At 41.3% G+C, this 16,249-nt stretch carries 14 protein-coding genes; 11 read left to right on the top strand and 3 right to left on the bottom strand.

Annotated elements, in window-relative coordinates; all coding sequences use genetic code 11:
• Positions 1–29: 29 nt before the first annotated feature.
• The 3 genes from OQJ86_RS17385 to OQJ86_RS17375 are packed head-to-tail and all read right to left on the bottom strand — an operon-like array spanning position 30 to position 5,237.
• Complete coding sequence (locus OQJ86_RS17385) at positions 30–482, bottom strand: Lrp/AsnC family transcriptional regulator (RefSeq protein WP_009705245.1); 453 nt, start codon at positions 480–482, stop codon at positions 30–32.
• A gap of 32 nt (positions 483–514) precedes the next feature.
• A complete protein-coding gene (gene tssM / locus OQJ86_RS17380) occupies positions 515–3,904 on the bottom strand; it encodes a type VI secretion system membrane subunit TssM (protein ID WP_265988692.1) in 3,390 nt (1,129 codons plus the stop codon).
• A gap of 28 nt (positions 3,905–3,932) precedes the next feature.
• Complete coding sequence (locus OQJ86_RS17375) at positions 3,933–5,237, bottom strand: type VI secretion system ImpA family N-terminal domain-containing protein (protein ID WP_181137442.1); 1,305 nt, start codon at positions 5,235–5,237, stop codon at positions 3,933–3,935.
• A gap of 622 nt (positions 5,238–5,859) precedes the next feature.
• Between OQJ86_RS17375 and OQJ86_RS17370 the strand changes: the two genes are divergently transcribed.
• The 11 genes from OQJ86_RS17370 (at position 5,860) to OQJ86_RS17320 (ending at position 16,166) form a co-directional block, all read left to right on the top strand.
• Positions 5,860–6,459: a hypothetical protein gene (locus tag OQJ86_RS17370; protein ID WP_038867814.1), complete on the top strand. Its 600-nt coding sequence runs from the start codon at positions 5,860–5,862 to the stop codon at positions 6,457–6,459.
• A gap of 9 nt (positions 6,460–6,468) precedes the next feature.
• On the top strand, positions 6,469–7,986 hold the full coding sequence (locus OQJ86_RS17365; RefSeq protein WP_265988686.1) for a type VI secretion system-associated FHA domain protein: 1,518 nt from the start codon (positions 6,469–6,471) through the stop codon (positions 7,984–7,986).
• Positions 7,979–8,479 (top strand): type VI secretion system lipoprotein TssJ, encoded by a 501-nt coding sequence (tssJ, locus tag OQJ86_RS17360; RefSeq protein ID WP_081094945.1) that lies wholly within the window; start codon positions 7,979–7,981, stop codon positions 8,477–8,479. Before OQJ86_RS17365 ends, tssJ begins: the two co-directional genes overlap by 8 nt.
• Before the next feature lie 11 nt (positions 8,480–8,490).
• The gene (tssK, locus tag OQJ86_RS17355; protein WP_265988683.1) at positions 8,491–9,816 is read left to right on the top strand and encodes a type VI secretion system baseplate subunit TssK; all 1,326 of its coding nucleotides are present in this window, start codon (positions 8,491–8,493) and stop codon (positions 9,814–9,816) included.
• Positions 9,813–10,604, top strand: coding sequence for a type IVB secretion system protein IcmH/DotU (gene icmH / locus OQJ86_RS17350; protein WP_038867806.1), 792 nt, complete (start codon positions 9,813–9,815; stop codon positions 10,602–10,604). Before tssK ends, icmH begins: the two co-directional genes overlap by 4 nt.
• A gap of 149 nt (positions 10,605–10,753) precedes the next feature.
• Positions 10,754–12,283, top strand: a complete 1,530-nt coding sequence (locus OQJ86_RS17345) for a PAAR-like domain-containing protein (protein WP_265988680.1) — start codon at positions 10,754–10,756, stop codon at positions 12,281–12,283.
• Positions 12,284–13,234: an AHH domain-containing protein gene (locus OQJ86_RS17340; protein WP_265988678.1), complete on the top strand. Its 951-nt coding sequence runs from the start codon at positions 12,284–12,286 to the stop codon at positions 13,232–13,234.
• On the top strand, positions 13,234–13,785 hold the full coding sequence (locus OQJ86_RS17335; protein ID WP_265988676.1) for a hypothetical protein: 552 nt from the start codon (positions 13,234–13,236) through the stop codon (positions 13,783–13,785). The genes OQJ86_RS17340 and OQJ86_RS17335 overlap by 1 nt, the downstream gene beginning before the upstream one ends.
• Positions 13,779–14,174: a hypothetical protein gene (locus tag OQJ86_RS17330; protein WP_265988674.1), complete on the top strand. Its 396-nt coding sequence runs from the start codon at positions 13,779–13,781 to the stop codon at positions 14,172–14,174. Before OQJ86_RS17335 ends, OQJ86_RS17330 begins: the two co-directional genes overlap by 7 nt.
• A 1-nt stretch (position 14,175) precedes the next feature.
• Positions 14,176–15,033 (top strand): hypothetical protein, encoded by an 858-nt coding sequence (locus OQJ86_RS17325; RefSeq protein WP_105067099.1) that lies wholly within the window; start codon positions 14,176–14,178, stop codon positions 15,031–15,033.
• A gap of 515 nt (positions 15,034–15,548) precedes the next feature.
• Entirely contained in the window at positions 15,549–16,166 is a 618-nt protein-coding gene (locus OQJ86_RS17320; protein WP_265988671.1) for a hypothetical protein, read from the top strand.
• The last annotated feature ends 83 nt before the right edge of the window (positions 16,167–16,249 follow it).

Here is a 16,249-nt window from a genome sequence, read left to right as displayed (position 1 = left end):
TATTTTACTTATTAAGCAAATAACTCAGCCTAGCGACTGATTGGCTGGTGCAGAACCACCGTTGTATCAAGTTTTTGAATCCCACTGAATGATTCAATCTCGTTACACAAGTGGTGGATTGATTGAAGGTCTGGCGCTTCGATAAGAGCAATAATGTCGAAGCTACCACCAACAACACTGGTTAAACGAACTTCAGGAATCTCTTTTAAGGCACTTGTTACTTCATTTTTTTTGCCTTTTTCGCAAGAGATGAGCAGGTAACTTGCCGCCTTTCGACCTTCGTTCTCTACTCGGATCTGAGCGGTATAGCCCTTGATGATCCCCGTCTTTTCTAACCTGTTAATTCTTTCTGCAACAGCAGTACGTGACAAACCGATGTTTCTAGATAGGTTCGCAATTGATTCGCGTCCGTTTGATAACAGACTGGAAAGGATTTTGCGATCCAACTTATCTAAGCCTTGTAAAGTCATGTTAGAAATCATGTGTTCTGCCTATTCTGGTTTTTATATTGTTATTAAATCGACTCTGGAAGTGTAAAGTTATACAGCTCAGCCAGAGTGAATGGGTTTTTCTGTGTCAATGGGGTGATACGTAGGCTCAAATCCCTTCCTGACACTTTTATGTCACTGACGAAGCTACCGTTATGAGTGTTTGTCAGGGTCGAATCACCTAGCAATCTGTATATCGCCCACTGACCACTCTTATTTAGAACGTGCTGCTTACCCTCGTCGGTTACATCTTGTATCGTGATACTAATATTGAAGTCACCATTCTGCGGTGGCCACTCCATCTCACGAATTCGGCTCGGACCGTGATAGTAGTTAATGTCAGTGTCAGCGATTTTCAAGCTGGCTCTGATCGCACTAGAATCAAGGTCTAATACTTTGGCGCTAAACGGAATATAAACTCGGTTTGTGCTCTTATTAATCAATGTATCTCGGATCACATTGTAATTACGCAATTGCACCAGCAGGGCAGGTGACAGTGGCATGGTTTCGCCATCTACCTGCTTTGGTGTCCATAAGTTTGTGTCGTAAAACGGCGCAAAGTTTTTCTGAATAAAGGTGTCTAACAAACCACCTGATGCAAACAGCAATTCGAAATCTTCGATTGAAATTTCTTCTGTTGCGGTAAGATCAAATGGATATTTACCAAGCCCTAGCTCCTTAAACTTGGTGTAAATCTCGCTATACCATTGGGTTTGAATGCCTTTTGAAGATTCTGCAATCATCACTGACCAACTTTGTTGGACAACATCCAACAACCAACTGCGTACAGGCTCTGGTGATTTTTGAGCAATCTGCTTAAGTTTGATAAGCGGATCGGCTTCTGTGCTGTTCATGCGGTGTTGAGCCGCTGCTAGTGCGGCCATTTGTGGGTCTGGCGCGTCAGCAATGTCTTTCATGTAAGTACGAACGCGGCTCAATGCGGCAATGGTCTCATCCCATGGAGTAGGGGAGTTCGGTGTTTCACTGACTTGCAATTGGTTGAGCAGGTGGAACGCTTGTTCTACACGCTTCATAAGCAAGTAATCTGGTTTCACTGCTTCTTCAACCGCTTCCGAAGCAGAATCAGCAACTTCTAACAACTTAGGGTTAACTTGTGAAATCAGTGCGTTTTTCTCTCCAACTGGTGAGAACTGTGTATTGGCATACACTTGTTTCAACACGGTTGTCATCGGTGATGAAGGGCCTGAAATAAGGTCAATCGCGTTTGTTAGATCCCCAACGTTGTTGTAATGCTGAACCTTGAGCTCACTCAGTGCATTTCGCCAGTAGTTGATGTAATCGTCTGTGTATTTCTTACGTACTTGCGTCTTGAAATCATCTTGCTCTGTCTTCGTTGGGATAACATGGTTTGAAAGGCCAAGTACCCAGTTGTCAGTGATGACTTGCTGCGACATTAGATCAACACGCGGACGGTAGAAGGTGCTAAAACCAGTAGACGTGTAGATTTTGTCGATGATAAGACGGTTGTCGGCTAATGGCTCGTTGAACACATTGTTAAACTCAAAGCCTACCGCTCGTTGAAGATCAAGCGTACCGAGGTCGATAGCATCCGCTTGATTCAAAATGCCAGCGTAAACCAAGTCTACGTTTGAGTTTGCAAGTAAAGAGCGTCGAGTTGCGCGAACGATGTCCATGCTGATGTCGACAGGAGCAAACTGAGTACGGAAGTAGGCATCTAGATAGCGCATCGCCTGGTTTACTACATCAGGTTGACTGCTTAGCTCATTCATCATGGCCAATGTTTGATGGCGCAAGAATTGAATGTCGCGTTTAGACGGGTCATTTAGCATCAAGTAGCCTTTTAGCAAAGGCAGTGAGCGGCTAAAGTCATCTTGGTTATGAGTTAGTTGTAGGCGGTAACCTTTTTCTACAACGGGCATCAGTTGTTGAGCCACTTCTTTTAGTAGTGCCTCGTAAGCAATCTTGGTGCTTTTATCTAAACGGCTGATGTTCAGTGGTAGAACTTCGTTATCTAGCTCTTTTGAGCCTTCTAACCAAGCACTGTAAGACGGCTGAATCGCACGAGTCGCATTGACTAACAGTTGATTAAAACTTGCTTCTTGCTCTGCTTGCGCGGTGTCATCGATACCAAGCAACTGGTTAATCACTCGTAAGTTACTGTCGAGTGTTTTAACGAAGAAATAGCCACCGCCAGCAAGAATGACAACAGACACAAACATCGCAAGATGACTTTGTCGTTGAATCAAACGTAGGTAGGTTTTGTTCTCACCCGCAAAATCGCTCTCAGGAAGGATCTGAGAATCAATCAGGAACCTTGAGAAGTAGGGAGTTTCTGTTAGCTGAGTATGCTCAGAGGCAATGATCGGTAAGTTGAAGTAGTTGCTGCAACTCTTCGCCAGCAGATTGTATTTACGACCGCCTTGTAAGCTTGAGCAGAAAAAGATTTCACGGATGTCTAACGAGTAAACACCACTGTTCGATTCACAGAGGCGCTCTAAGATGTAGCTAACCTCAGACTGAGCCAGTTCAAACTGTTTAGGAAAAGAAAGGATTGCCTGTTTTTCGTCGATCTCAGTTGAGTTTGCCGAAGAATCCAGAGCGTTACTTTCCAGCACTTTAACAAGGTTACGGTAACCGTCTTTGTAGTACTCAGTGATCACACCTTTTGCTTCTTTCAACGGTATAGAAAGGAACTCAACACGCGTTTTTAGTGAACTGAAATGAACGTACTCTTTAAAGCCATCCAGTTTATCCAGTTTAGACATCATCAAATACACAGGCAGTGCAGAGGATGTTTTCTCACTGATTGATGTCATACGTTGGAGTAATGCTGTCATGGTGTAATCTTTTTGCTCTGGCTCTGAAACAATCAGGAACTCAAAGTCGATAAAGAACAGACAACCAGCAAAAGGTTTTCTAGGACGATGACGAATCACTTCGTTAGTGAACGTATTCCACAGTGAAGCGTCGCTACTCGACACTTCTTGGAAAACTAAACGTTGATCAGGTTTGATGTACACCGCACCGTCAGACTCATACCATTCGAAGAAGTCATTTTTGGCCGTGCGTGTTCTGTCCATTGGTTTAATTGCACTGGAATTAAACAAAAATTGACGTCGTCCAGACCCTTTATTACCAATCATTAGATAGATTGGTTTTTTACTCGCGTTAGAAAGGAGAGGGCGAATCACCATGGAAAGCGCTTCTTCCTCTGTTTCTAGGCGCTGAGCCTTAGCGTTATTCTTTTTCTTAAACCACAAAGTGAATTGAAAAATAAGGTAGAAAGTGGCAATAACACCAAGACCAACCCAGAGATAAAGTTTGTCTGCGTCTTCAAGCCAGAATAAATACACCCCAGCCAGTATTGCGGCAAATAACAGTGCCACAAAGGTCGAAACCACGATCGGGTTTCTGAGTATTTTTTGTTTGAACATAAGCCTATAACTTCTTTTACTTGTATTGTTATTTGTTGTCGGTTTCCGCAGTTTGTAACTGGTTTATCTTATATAGGTAGGTGTTCAGTAAAAGGAGTGAGCGATCAATTTCCTTTTGCTGGGTGTTCTTTTCTGCGTATTCAATTCGACCAAGAAGCGGAAAAAGTGAATTACTGTACTCATACGCTTTCTTTGAATCTTTATCTGAGTTCTGCTTTGCGACATTGGCAAATACGGTCCTAGCATAGGCAAACCGTTTGTATATGACATCGAATTCAGCCTCGAAACGAGAACGTTGCTCTAAAAAATTCTCTCGAAGTTGCTGTGCAGATGACGAATCTGGATAAAGTATCGTTAACTCACTGGTGAGCTTATCTATCGTATTTACCTTACTAACTTTGACTGGATCAATCGTCCAATCTGTCATTAGAACGTCGAGACGATCGACCGTCGTTGACCTTAAAGAAGTAAGATATTCCTTGTTTTTAACGCTTAGTGAATCAACCAAGGTGGTGAGTTCGCTCAAAGAGGCATGTTCAATCTGGCCTTTAAGTGTTTGGTACTGGTGCTGCTTGTAAATGAAGTGCGACGCAAAAGCCGTCACCATTAAACCGATTATCGAGTAAACCATCACCTTGCTTGACTTAGAGGTCTCAACGTCTTTCTCTTCGCCCTTTTGGGATTGAGTTTTGGTTACTGATGGTTTTGCTGGTGGTGCGATTTCAACCTTTATGCCTGTACTGTCGGGTTTCGCCTGTTTTGCTTCTATCGTTTTGGTTTCTTTTGCTTTTTGTTCTTTAAGCTCTTCAATCCATTGATTCAAAATACGACGAATACGACCAAACGAAGGCGCTTTAATGCCATAGTGAAGGCGAAGCTCTTCTTCAATCCTTAAACAAAGCTGATGAGCAGCCTCAATTAGAGGTAACTCTTCTTGCCTTACTTTATGTTTGTTGATGCGTCTTTCGGTGTTTTCAACCATCCATTCGATAGCGCCCATGCGAGCGTTAGCTTTCGAATGCTCTGGATAAGCGGTATACCAATACACCACACACAAATCGAGTAGAGAGTTTAACCCTTCAACAAGCCCTTTTAGACCCTCATTATGCGTTGCTGCGACAGTAAAGTAGCAACTACAGCGAAAGTCTTTTCCTTGTGTACTTAAAATCTTCTTTGAGAGCGTTTGAACCGTCTTCCATGAAACACGTCCAGTGACCTTATTTAGGTTATTTATTTGACGCTTTATTTCGTCAAAATCATCTAAGCCATTAGGGTTTGAGCCGCTGGGATTACTTTCATCGATCGGCCTTCTGGTGAAGTCGCTGAAAAACATAATGTCTAATTCCAACTGAGTATATATAAAGACAGTAACCAGTGATTAAAATATAAATACTGCACTATCATCTTTTTTTTGTGGGATTTTATAGGCAAAAGAAAGAAATTGAATAATAAATAATATGTAAATCAATGTAATTTAACTTAGTGTGACATTCGTTCGTATTTTTGCTGTCAGGTGTTGATTTATTTGGCATTTGTAAAGGTGATGTGCATTCCATTTATAGTAAGAATATTCGATGCGAATTGGCTTTTATCATTTGTATTGATTATGAGAATGGTCTTAAATTTGAAGCTGTGTTGTATTATTAAAATTAAGATTAACTTGTTTAGTGGTCACTTTAATAGCGTTTGCTTATTAAATGTAGCCTGATGTGTTTGCTCGTTTTATAGATGGTTCCCAAATATAAGTAGCAACTAAATTAGTAAAGTTCATTATCTAACCAAATATATTCAAATTTTCCTTGCCGCCTTTATGAATATATCCATAGTTATATTGCTTTAATTTATAGGCGTTTTACCTTATTTGATGGCGCTATTTTTTACCTTATTGAAAAAGAAAAGAGAGTTGATATCTTTCGCCTCTAAGTATTATTACAAGGCTTACCTAGAGGGACGAAATGCTAAAACCAAGTCAAGTGGGGCTGATTTCAGCCATGTGTCTGTTTTCTACTTTTGCAATAGCGAAAGGGGAACGATATGGCGGTTCAGTAAACATGCTTATGGTGGAAAGTCACGACTACGACGAAGGTTCTAGCGGCGATCAAGAGGCTTTACGTTATGGCTTGGTGCATACGCGCCCAATCGATGAAAACAACAACCGTTGGCGTTGGTGGTTGGGCTTTAATTATCTCGCAGAAGACATTGATGCTCCGGCAAATGGCGTCTACGAAGAGGTCACAAACTATGAGTTTCGCGTTGTGCCTCAATATGCACTGAGCTCTTGGAGTATTTTTACCCCTTATATTGGTGCCGGCCTGTCTTTAGGGTATTCCCAGTATTCAAATCGTTGGAAAGTCGATCAGGATGGTTTCCGTTATGAAGCCATCGAAGACATTGACCAATTTGAACTTGGCGCTGTCGTTACGTTAGGTACCGCAATCAAACTTGGTAGCAACCCTGACGCCCACATTCAAATCATTCCGCAAGCTTCCTACATTCTTCCTGTTGTAAATGATGGATTGGGTGGCGTTGAACTCTCTGTTTCACTGCTATTTTAAGGTTTAGCAATGCGCTTACATCAGCTAGTCCTATTCATTTCGAAATGCCCAGAGGAATACACGGGTGCGAAGCATATTGAAATGCCGGAAGGTGGCGGCTCAGTAGGGCGAGCATCCAGTTGTACTTTGCCTTTGGCGGATCACAATCGCTTTATTTCAGGAACGCACTGTCTGATCAGTGTTTACGGTGATACGTATTATATCAGCGATGTCAGTACAAATGGCACCATGGTCAATGGCAACAAGATACTGAAAAACCAGCCAGTTTCGATTGTCGACGGTGACATTGTTTCTCTGGGTCAATACGAAATTGGCGTGTCACTAGAGCACGTTACTGCTTCACAAGACATTGCTGTCGATATTGCTCCTGAGCGTGTTTCTAACGACCCGCTTGTCAACTTAGGAGAGGCGGTAGTCGAAGAGGAAGAAAAAGTAGGCGCATTAGAAGACTTGTTCATGGAAACAAAACAAGATGATGTTGATAGCCACGACCCTATTGCACACCTCAAGTTTTCCATGCAACGCGATGATGACCACTTAATCAGAAACGAAGAAAAAAATCAGGAACCACAACCTAGTTCTATCGAAAACACGCGTCAAATCGTAGACGACAGTTTCAGTATTCATTCCGAATTGGATTTGCCTAACCTGATTCCTGAAGATTGGTTGGGTGCAGACACCAAAAGTAACGAATCAACGCCTGTTCAAACCAAGAGTGATTCACAGCCCCAAGCAAACACGCAGCGAGTTCCAGACGATTTTTACCGTAAAGAGACTTCGTCTAATACTGAAGAGTCATTGATGAGTGACCGTTCGTCAAGTCATCAGGTGAACGGTGATGCTTCCTATCAACAGAGTGCGCCTAAAAGCGAACCGGTTGGACAAAAATGGGAAGAGGTCACGCAAGCGTTTATCCCTTCTTCACAAATAACGGATAAAACTCAGCAGCCAGCGTCAGAAACAAAAGTCGGCTTTGTATCGAATTCGTCTTTCGATGGTGCTGGAAGTGAAACCTATAATGATATTAGCCAAGCATTCTACGAAGGGTTAGGTATCACCAACCCCGACTTGATAAGTAATGAAGCCTTGTTGTTTAAGCAAATGGGTACGTGCTTACGCTTGTGTATCGATAACTTGCAAAAAGACCTTCACGAAGTGGAATCTTTGAAAGAAGAGGAAGGGCTGAGCCAAGCAGAGTCGAATCTTGCCGAGCTCATGTTGACGTTAAATAGCCAGAATTTACTCGCGCCAAACGAACTAGTCGAACAGATGCTTGATGAACTTAATGATCATCAAATTATTTTTAATAAAGCGCTCAATGAGTTGTTGATTGAACAATCAGAAACGAATGACCCTGTCACGTTTGCAAATGATGTAGCAAGCAAATCGATGTTTGCAACTAAATCTAAGCTCTGGGGCGAGTATTTGGAGTTTTACGCGAAGAACCGTCGTCAGTTCAACGAAACATCGTTGAAAGGTCTTATTAAAAAGAACTACAACAAAGCGATTAAGGGAAGCCATGCGTAGTATCGCTGTATTACTCGGATTTGCATTGCTATCCGGATGTTCCATGTGGGATCAGTTAAAAGAATCAACAGGCATCACGCCAGAAACTTCTTCTATTGAGTTAGTGATAGAGGCGTCGTCGGTTTTAAACGTACGTGAGGGAGGCCAATCATCGCCAGTTATCCTTCGCGTTCATGAGCTAAGTTCGCCAGTACTTTTCCGTAGCCTAGACTTTTTTGCATTGTTTGAGAACGATAAAGCGTCATTAGGTGACGAATACATCAAGCGTTACGAATATCAAATCCAGCCAGGCGACAAAATCCATGAGATGTTAACGCTTGATCCAGCTACACGCGCTGTCGGCTTCTCGGTCGCTTTCCGTGATATTGATGGCTCGTCATGGCGAAAAGTGGAAGTCATTGAAGAGAAGAGCGAGTACTACCTGAAGCTCAAGTTAGAAGGCAGTGAGTTGATTTCTGATAATACTCGCGGCATTGAACAAGTTTACTTTTAAGGAATAAAAGCATGTCTTTATACAATCCAGTTGTTTGGCAAGATGGAATGTTCATGAAGCCGCAGCACTTTCAGCAACTCGATCGTTCACAAAGTAAACTTTCTAGTATGTTGAGTTCAAACGCCTCGCCCCTGCATTGGGGCATTAAGCGTTTAGAGATTAACTCGCAGTTACTCGCGCTGGGTAAGATTGGCATCACTCGGGCAGAAGGTATTTTGCAAGACAGAACGCCTTTTGATTTACCACTGCTGGCAGAATTGCCAGAAGTGAAAGACGTTGCCCCTTCGATTGCCGACAAAGTGGTTTATCTCTGTTGCCCGTTACCGTCAGAACGTTCTGAACTGTTCGGAACGAAGAAAGACGGCGCGCGTTACACGATGGAATCTCAAGAAGCGGTTGACGCTTGTTATGATTCAGAAGACATGGCAAACATCGTAGTTGGTAAGCTTAACTTCTGCTTGATGTATGACCATGAAGACAAGAGCGCATACACATCGATTCCGATCCTAAAAATTTCAGAAGTAAAGCCAGATGGCAGTGTTATCTTAGATGAGAGCTTTATTCCGACTTGTATTGATATTCATGCTTCAACCGTACTGAACAAGTTCGCGACTGAATTTGCTTCTATGTTGAAACACCGCGCAGAGTCTATCGTTCAGCGCTTAGGTGTTGTCGACCAGCAAGGCGTATCTTCAGTTTCTGATTTTATGCTGCTCCAAGCGCTTAACCGATACGAGCCGTTATTTTGGCACTTTGCGAGTGCAGAAGGGGTCCACCCAGAATCGCTGTATCGAATTCTCCTTCAAGCGGAAGGTGAGCTTTCAACGCTTTGTTCAGCAACGCGTCGACCAATTGAGTTTACTAAATACAATCATGGTGACTTAACCAGTTGTCTATCACGTGCACTTGATAGTGCGAAGATGACGTTAAGTGTGATGTCTGAGCAACGAGCAATGCCACTGACACTAAAAGATCAGAATTACGGCATTCGAACAGCAGCAATCCCAGACAGCAAGATCATCGATACTACGACCTTTATTCTTGCCGTTAAAGCCGATGTTACGCTGGATATCTTACATACCCAGTTTGTTAGCCAAACGAAGATCGGTTCTATCGATAATATTCGAGATCTGATTAACCTGCAGTTACCAGGTATCGAGATCAAACCAATGCCAGTTGTACCTCGTGCGCTGCCTTACCATGCGGGTTACACCTATTTCGAACTCGATAAGACGGGCGAAGAGTGGTCAGCACTGAAAAATACAGCGGCGATTGCGATTCATGTCGCGGGTGATTTCGCTAACTTGTCATTGCAACTTTGGGCAGTACGTCTATGAGTTATGCAGAAACCGATGTAACCGTCGTTCTATTTCAACCAGAGCCTGGCAAACCGATGGAGGTGATGCCAGCGCCTGATTTGTCGCGCAATATCGCCGTTCAAGACCTCAACATCGAGAGTATGGGTATCAACCCGTTAGTCGACCAATTCTCTTGGTTGATCGCGAGTCTGTCTTGTATGTCGTCGATTCCATGGCTAGATGACCCAATGCCGTTTCGTGAACAGGTGGCTCGTGAGATCAGAAAGGGCGAACGTAAGCTCAACGAAATGGAATTGGATCGCGCATCCATTTTGGTTATCCGCTACTGCTTGTGCGCAGCAATAGATGAGTCTGTCTGTCGTCAGGAGTGGGGAGCAAACAGTCATTGGAGCCAGAACAGTTTGTTGTCAGAGTTTCATAATGAGACCTCTGGTGGTGACAAGTTCTTCGTGATTTTGGAGCGCTTAAAAGCAGACCCTCGCAAGTACCGACACGTCATCGAGTTCCTCTATTTACTGCTTCAACTTGGCTTCCAAGGTAAGTACGGACGCGAAGAGCGAGGCAACGAAAAACTCGCGGAAATCGGCAGCACTATCTATCGACTCGTGCGTGATGAACGTTTAGCCGAGCAAGAGAAAGTATCTTTAGTCAACCTTAAAGCCAAATACCTTAAGAAGCCGTTAAAAAGGGTGATTTCACCCAAGCTGATTTTAGGGGTGAGCGCGATTACCTTTGCGGTCATGTATGTCGCGACCTACATGGTGATCGACCTTAAGTTTCAAAAGTTGTTGGAAATGTATCAATAACCAGAAGATCTCAAATTGAGATCTTCTGCCAGTTTTAAACTTTATCGTGAATATCACTGGCGATTTAGTGGAATTCACTAGTCATTTAGAGAGATTGCAATGTGCGATCTCTTTTATTATTCAATCAACAAAATTCAAATGGATTGGTTATGGGCGTAACAGTTGGTGCAAATGGACTTTCAATAGTTCATAAAGGCTCAGGTGGTGAAGCGAATGCAACGCTCCCAGATGTTTGTTTAACGAAGGTCGGTAAGCCGATCGTTCCTATCCCTTATGGCAACAATGCTAAATCGGCAGACCTTGCAGGTGGTACAACGACTATCTCTATGGATGGTGGTAACAGTGTCGCGATCAAAGGCAGTACATTTTCAAAAAGTACCGGTGATGCGGGCGGTGATAAAAAAGGCGTTGCATCCGGCACGATAGAAGCCGAAGCAAAATTCATTTCTGCCTCACCAACGGTTAAGTTTGAAGGCAAGGGCGTATGTCGTCTGTCTGATCAAATGACCATGAATAAAGCCAACACCATGTGTTTGGGCGGCGCACAAAACCCATCGGTTTCTGTTACGGAAGAGCAGGAAGGGACGTATACGGTTGATTTGTACCTCTCTTACTCAGACGGTGAACCAGTTCAAGGTGCAACTTACACTCTCACAGATCAATCTGGCGCCGTATTTGAAGGAACATTAGACAACAACGGTAAAGCATCGGTCGGTGGCGTTGCTCCGGGTGAGTTTGATGTAGAATTTGGGGAAGATACCAGAGACTTTATACCTAACGAACCCACTAAACAGAACCCCAAGTATAACCCAACTACAGACACTCAAGAGCTGCTAGATAATGCTAAGCAAGGGGAGGTTGGCTTTTGGGAGAATGCATGGAGAAAAACGTCAGGTGTAGCAAGCTGGATTTGGGGGGTGATTCTCGGAGACTTTAATGAAGATGCTACTGTCGAGCAAATTATCGCGAATACTGCGATCACGATGATTCCCGTTGTCGACCAAGTAGGCGATTTAAGAGATCTCGCTGCTAATGTACTCCGCCTTTTAGACGAAGAAGCTCGTGAAGACACCGAGAATTGGCTAATGTTATCACTAACCCTTATTGGGTGTATCCCTGTTTTTGGAAGTGCAGTGAAGGGCACATGCAAAGTCGCAATAAAACTTGGTAAGCAAACGCCTAAGGATGATCTTCTGGCTGTATTGAGAGCTGTTGGAAAGGGAGACCCTGAAAAGTTTCTGCGTAACCTACAATGGAGTGACTATGCCAAACAATCGGCCCAGATACTATCTGATGTTATAAAGCCTTGCTGTGAAGTCGGTTTAGAGTTAGCTTCTGCTGCAAATAAGATTGGAGCGGACGAACTTGCAAAATACTTTGCTGACTTAGTTGATGAACTGAAGATAGTCGACAAAATTGGAAGTGATAAAATTGCTGAAGCAATGAAGAGTTTTGAACATCTGCTTTCTTCAATATTAGGAAAAGCGGAAGACGTCTTTCCTGCTAGAGTTCACCACAGTGGAAATAAAGGCAGTGCCCAAAGTGGGAATAAAACGGCAAAGTCTAACCAAAAAAAGGCAGGCGCTACAAACTGTAGAATCTGTAAGAAGATAAAACGAGTGCCAGGGAAAAAATATCCAAATAAGAATGGTACATGCGTAGGGCATAAGGTGATTTAAATGGCAGTGATTAAAAAAAATGCACCTAGAAGAGGGATAAATGCCTGGAGAGAGTATTTCCAGTGGGTCGAAGAGAAAAAGCAGGGGCAGTTCCGAGGCGACCTTAAAAGGTTAGAACAGCTAGAGGGGCCTATTTGTGCTACAAGCGCTTTTTCTAATGTTAGTTCAGCTACAAAAGCTAAAGAACTGTGGGAAAAACGTCACCCTTGGGCAACGTTAGGCTTGGCAAGCTCTTACACCAAGAACAGACTACTGACCCCTCATCACTTAATTTCATGTAGTGTAATGTCTGCTTTATCTAGCCATTATGAGGATGTAATTGAAGCCGACATAGGATACAACGTAAATAGTCCGCAAAACTTAGTTATCCTTCCTAATAGCACAGCGGTGGCGTGTCATCTTGGGGTTCCTTTGCATGAGGGAGGGCATAATGACTATGACATAAGTAAAAAAGATGAGTTTAAACTGCAGCGCGCAGCAGATAGTCAGATTGATGGTGAAAGGGTTTGGAAGCCCAATGTGCAAATGCAGGCCTATCATGCGAAAGTATTTAAACTTGTCACTCCCATAATCCATAAGCATTTTAGGTGTACTAAAGATATAGACCACAATGAATTCATCTCAGACCTAAATAAAGTATCAAAAAAAATACTTCGTAAGTTAGGGAAATTCCAGTGGTTACTTCACAAGGATGGGATAGACTATAAGCCTCTAAATAGTAACGGGTGTATGAACACAATGCTGATAAGTAGTTATGTTACTGGAGGAGAAAGAAAAAGTCTCAGGGAGATCTCAAAACGAATAGATGAAGAACATGGGCAAAACGCACCTTGCGAAAGTCATCGTGAGCACCCTGAGCTTGACGAAAAATTTTATATAACAAAGTTAGATAAAAGTCTTCGCAGAAGTATGGGGTTAAAGGTGGCCTCTGAAGTTAAGTGGACAAATTGATGGAAACTCCCCAATTGTATTTCATGAATGAGAATTACCAGGTATTGACAGATCTGTTGATTGCTAAGCATGATTTTAATAATGCTTTTATTGATTACACGGAATTGTCAGTAATAAATCCTCTTCAATATGAAACTATGAGTGTCGGTTCTAAGTTCAGGAAGTCCTTCTACGATAGTGATGCTCTGTATATTGATGAAGGTATTTTTAATAAGATTTCTTTATTGAATATAAAAAACGTTTATTCAGTTCCTGTGAGTATTAAATTTACTGACGGGGTATCTTTTAATTATATTAGATTAGATTCAAAGTTAGAAATAGACGTGATAGATAAGGAAAACTCAATTTATGATGAAGATGGTGACCTTATAAAACTTTCATTTGATTTGGGAAAAATTCAGAAAATAAAATCTCAAGACTTAGACTTTTTTAAGGTTTCAGGGTTAGAAGCATATCAATATGTGGTAAGCGAAAGAGTAAAAAATGAATTAGTAAAACATACGAATGATATTGAATTTAAAGATGATAAGGAATTTGAGGTTTTATGGTGATAGATGGATATTTTAAATTAAATAAAAATACATATAATGACTGTCTTATCGAAGAAAGTTTAGGTCATAAATTAATATCTGTTGAACCTGATTTAGTAGTCGATTGCTTTAGCCAATTTCCTCGATTGATTATAAGGGAAGATTTGGTTGATATATTTTATAGTGCTACCGAACAATTTGTTGAAGCTGCTTACATAAACTCTCAGGGCAATAAATTGTTTTCATCTTTTCTCTCTACGAGTAGAGATAATTCTACGTTGATAACCATCGACAAAAAAACTAACTTACCTGTTTTTTTCTACTTTGAAAACTCCTTATATATTAAGGATGAATTAATTTCAAGTATAAATAAAGACAATAGAATATTAGATATAGAATATAGGCATTAATATGAAATTTTTAAACTTAGAAGAAATTCGTATATTATGTAGCAAGGGAGTTGAAGACCAAAATTTTAGTGTATTTAAGGAGCGTTCAGGCTATTATTTAATGGATTTGTATGGTCATAAGCTTGAGGGTCTGAAGTATATAGAATCTTTGCGAGAAAAAGGTATTGTATCTGATTATGATATATATAACTTAGCTCAGAGAAATATTAATGAATTTATTGATTATTCAAATAATAGTTTGTTGGATATTATTGGTCGTTATGATAATGATGGCACTCTTTATGTTTCAGATGATGAGCATATACATTACATGTGCTTTGACGCATACATCGATTTTATTAAGAAAATTGTAGAGGTAGGCGGCAGATTAGACGCTGATAGATTCTTAGCTAAAGTTTTCGCAGGTGAGAAACAAGAGTATTTATTATTTAATTATATCATTAGTGATTTTCAGGTCGGCAACCGTTCATTACATGAAGCTGCAGCTTGGCTATTAGATAATAGGTACTATCTCGAAGATAGTGGGCGAAAAGCTCTTGAGCTTATTTTAAGCAAAAACATAAATTTCAATGATCGCTTTGATGAGAGGTTTGAGCTTTATGAATTCGACTCTCTTTTAGGTGTAATGTTTTCTGCACATCCTAATTTATTTATGGAAGCTTTAGAAAATAGACCGGATGACCAAGTTATAGATAATCTTCCTTGGGATTTTATTCTATCAGAAAGTGAAGTAAACCAAGATCATATTAGTGCAATTTTAAAACTAAAAAAAATGGGATATTCGCTCCCCCTAAATCAGATTGCCGAGCAAATTGAAAGTGAAGTTGAGGTTGACTTAGCTATTCAGTTAAAAGATTAACAGTCAGTTTCTAATTATATCATGGCGCCAAGTTACAGTGATTGTGTTTGTTATTGCTCTCCCTGTAACGGTGACTATGAAGCATTGCTAATCATTATTCTTGATAGCATCTGTACATCAGACGATGTCCGTGAATATGTCGATTTTTCCATGCCTCAAGAAGTGTGGTATTGGAAAGATCGGCTATATCGAGACCTATATAAATGGCGGTGCGATGTGAGTATTCGGTTGAGTAAGCTCAGAGCTAAAACCTACGCGGTTAAGCGCCTTTTCATTTGGCCCAACATTTAATCAGTAGTCCAAGCGGATGCAGCGCTCCCAGACGCTTGTTTACCGAAGGTCGGCAAGCCGATCGTTCCTATCTCTTCTAACAACATAGCTAAATAAAAAGATCTTGCCGGTGGCACAACCTTCACTTCTATGTACTGAGGCTTTTGCATCATAATCCATTGGCAGTGAGGGGAATAAAAAACAATCAGCTTCAGAAGTACAAGATGGATTCCAGAGGTAGGACAATGAGTCAATACAACGAACAATACTTCATCGTTTTTAAAAGTTATGATGAAAACACACTTTATTTATCGCCTCAAAAGCACTCTGCAATGAGGGACTATGAATTTACTAAATTAAGTGGTAGCGAACCGATGTTTTTTGAAAACGGTTATCGTGAAGAAGATCTCTCTCGAGGTGTTTCGCGCCCAATAAAAGATGCTCACTTAGCTATAGCTTACCCAGTTTTTACTAACGAAATCCGAAAGTCTTTAGGTCAAGTTGACAATAAGTGCTTTCAACTTTTCCCTGCAGTTATTGTTGATGATTCGGTGAAATATCACGAGGATTACTGGGTGTTTAATGTATTTGAGAAAATGGATGTATTGAACTTAGAAGAGTGTGATATTGATGATTTTGATCCTGAAGATACAAGGCATACGATTGACAAGTACAGTTTAGATACTGACAAGCTGGATGCTTTACCAGAAAAAGAACGATTGGTTTTTATGCCTAAGTATAGCGATTACCCTCATATAATGGTGCACGAAAGTGTGGTTAAGGTATTTAAAAAACACAATGTCGATACGCTTAAATTTGTTAAAGTCTCTGATTGGGAGATGGGATTACAGTTTGTTAGTTAGTTTCGTCGTGAATTGAATATCTAGCATTAGATTGTGAACTTAAAGCGCCTTTCGGCGCTTTTTTTACTCTCTACATCCAACAC

It is taken from the genome of Vibrio sp. Sgm 5, assembly GCF_026241575.1.
Classification (GTDB): domain Bacteria; phylum Pseudomonadota; class Gammaproteobacteria; order Enterobacterales; family Vibrionaceae; genus Vibrio; species Vibrio jasicida.
This window is presented reverse-complemented; position numbering and strand designations above follow the sequence as displayed.